1 protein-coding gene is annotated in these 941 nt (G+C 68.2%); it reads left to right on the top strand.

All coding sequences use genetic code 11. From position 1 onward, the window contains the following. The coding region (hutF, locus tag MOV74_RS39090; RefSeq protein ID WP_246932942.1) for a formimidoylglutamate deiminase at positions 1-941 on the top strand (941 nt) is incomplete at both ends.

Here is a 941-nt window from a genome sequence, read left to right as displayed (position 1 = left end):
CCATGCCGTCGCGCTTCCGGGACTGGCGAGCCTGCACAGCCACGCCTTCCAGCGCGGCATGGCCGGGCTTGCGGAGCTGCGCGGCGACTCCACGGATACGTTCTGGACCTGGCGCGAGACGATGTATCGCTTCGCCCTCGCCATGACGCCGGACGACGTCGCTTCTGTCGCCACGCTGCTTTATGTCGAGATGCTGGAGCAGGGTTTTACCCGCGTCGGCGAATTCCACTATCTTCACCACGACCACGACGGCTCGCACTATGCCGATCCCGCCGAGATGGCCGCGCGCATCGCGCACGCCGCCAAGGCCTCCGGCATTGCCCTGACGCTGCTGCCGAGTTTTTATGCGCACGGCTCGTTCGGCGCCGCGGCGCCGCATGCCGGCCAGCGCCGCTTCATCTGCTCGGTCGATCAGTTCGCGGCGCTGATGGACGCCTCGCGCAAGGTCATCGCGGAATTGCCAGGCGCCAATATCGGCATCGCGCCGCACAGCCTGCGCGCGGTCGCGCCGGACGAGCTTGCGGCGATCATTCCACTGGCCGACGGCGGGCCGGTGCATATCCATGCCGCCGAGCAGGTCCGGGAAGTCGAGGATTGCCTGGCCTGGTCAGGCCGGCGCCCGGTGCAATGGCTGCTGGATCACGCGCCGATCGGTCGGCGCTGGTGTCTCATTCACGCGACGCATATGACGAATGAGGAAGTCGCCGCCTTCGCCGGGACCGGCGCAGTTGCCGGCCTCTGCCCCATCACCGAGGCGAGCCTTGGCGACGGCATCTTTCCCGCGCGCGAATTCCTCGATGCCGGCGGCGCGTTCGGTATCGGCACAGATTCCAACGTGCTGGTCGGCGTCGCCGACGAATTGCGCCAGCTCGAATACGGCCAACGGCTGAGGCACCGCGCTCGCAACGTGCTCTCCAGCGGCGCGGGCCGTTCGACGGGGC

The sequence above is a fragment of the Bradyrhizobium sp. SHOUNA76 genome, from assembly GCF_023006445.1.
Classification (GTDB): Bacteria; Pseudomonadota; Alphaproteobacteria; order Rhizobiales; family Xanthobacteraceae; genus Bradyrhizobium.
Note: the sequence above shows the minus strand (reverse complement) of the source record. Positions and strands in the feature narration are given on the sequence as shown.